A 1,713-nucleotide genomic window follows, 5' to 3' on the forward strand; every position below is an offset into this window, starting at 1 on the left:
GCGCACCGAGGTCGTGATGGCCTATGTCGTGCTGCACGACGGCATCGAAGGCGACGACACGCTCGTCAAGGCCCTGCAAGCCCATGTGCGCACCCGCCTGGCGGCCCACGAATACCCGCGCCGCATCCGCTTTGTAACCACTTTGCCCACCACGGCCACCGGCAAGATCATCCGCAGGGCGCTGCGCGACGGGGGCTACGAGTAAGCCGTCTCAACCCGTGACAATCTCGTCCGTCTGGTCGGGTTGACGGCCGACCCAGCGCTGCAAGTATGATGGCGCAAACATGTATACGGCCCCATGCAATCGGGGCCGTATCGCCATTAGCCTTAGTATGGAGATAACCCTAATGAATAAGCCCTTGGACGGGGGCCTGGCGGCCTTGAACGTACCCGCATACGTCAAGCACCGCGGCCTGATCGACTGGGTCGCCAGCGTGGTGGCGCTGGCCAAGCCGGATCGCGTCGAGTGGTGCGACGGTTCGCAGGAAGAATACGACCGCCTGTGCGAACTCATGGTCCAGTCCGGCACGATGCGCCGGCTCAATCCCGCCAAGCGCCCCAATTCATTCCTGGCCTGCTCCGACCCGTCCGACGTGGCGCGTGTCGAAGACCGCACCTTCATCTGTTCGGACCGCGCCGAAGACGCCGGCCCCACCAACAACTGGGCCGATCCCGCAGAAATGCGCGACACCCTCAATGGCCTGTTCGACGGCGCCATGCGCGGCCGCACGCTGTACGTGGTGCCGTTCTCGATGGGGCCGCTGGGTTCCGACATCGCCCACATCGGCGTCGAACTGTCCGACAGCCCCTACGTGGCCGTCAACATGCGCATCATGACGCGCATGGGCAAGCAGGTATACGACGTGCTGGGCGCCGACGGCGAATACGTGCCGTGCGTGCACTCGGTCGGCAAGCCCCTGGCCGCCGGCGAGGCCGACGTGGCCTGGCCCTGCAACCCCACCAAGTACATCGTCCACTTCCCCAAGAGCCGCGAAATCTGGAGCTTCGGCTCGGGCTACGGCGGCAACGCGCTGCTGGGCAAGAAATGCTTTGCGCTGCGTATCGCGTCCACCATGGGCCGCGACCAGGGCTGGCTGGCCGAACACATGCTGATCCTGGGCGTCACTTCGCCCAAGGGCCGCAAGTACCACGTGGCCGCCGCGTTCCCGTCGGCCTGCGGCAAGACCAACTTCGCCATGCTGATCCCGCCGCAAGGCATGGACGGCTGGAAGGTCAGCACCATCGGCGACGACATCGCCTGGATCAAGCCGGGCGCCGACGGCCGCCTGCACGCCATCAACCCCGAGGCCGGCTATTTCGGCGTGGCCCCGGGCACCAGCGAGCAGACCAACTTCAACGCCATGGCCACGCTCAAGGCCAACGTCATCTTCACCAACGTCGCCCTGACCGACGACGGCGATGTCTGGTGGGAAGGCATGACCGACACCCCGCCCGCGCACCTGATCGACTGGCAAGGGCAGGACTGGACCCCGGCCATCGCCCGCGAAACCGGCCGCAAGGCCGCGCACCCCAACGCCCGCTTCACCGCGCCGGCCGCGCAGTGCCCGTCCATCGACCCCGAATGGGAAAACCCCCAGGGCGTGGTCATCGACGCCTTCATCTTCGGCGGCCGCCGCTCGACCACCGTGCCGCTGGTCACCGAAGCGCGCAGCTGGGTCGAAGGCGTCTACATGGCCGCCACCATGGGCTCGG

Annotated in this window: 1 protein-coding gene and 1 pseudogene; both read left to right on the forward strand. The window is 66.7% G+C overall.

Features of this window, described 5'->3' with window-relative positions:
* Nucleotides 1-205: pseudogene (locus U858_RS34015) on the forward strand (AMP-dependent synthetase); the annotation flags it as partial.
* Between the two features lie 142 nt (nucleotides 206-347).
* Nucleotides 348-1,713, forward strand: a 1,366-nt coding sequence (locus U858_RS0130315) for a phosphoenolpyruvate carboxykinase (GTP) (RefSeq protein WP_025140864.1), incomplete at its 3' end; no start/stop codon positions are given.

The organism is Achromobacter sp. DH1f (genome assembly GCF_000633435.1).
Taxonomy (GTDB): Bacteria; Pseudomonadota; Gammaproteobacteria; order Burkholderiales; family Burkholderiaceae_B; genus Achromobacter; species Achromobacter deleyi.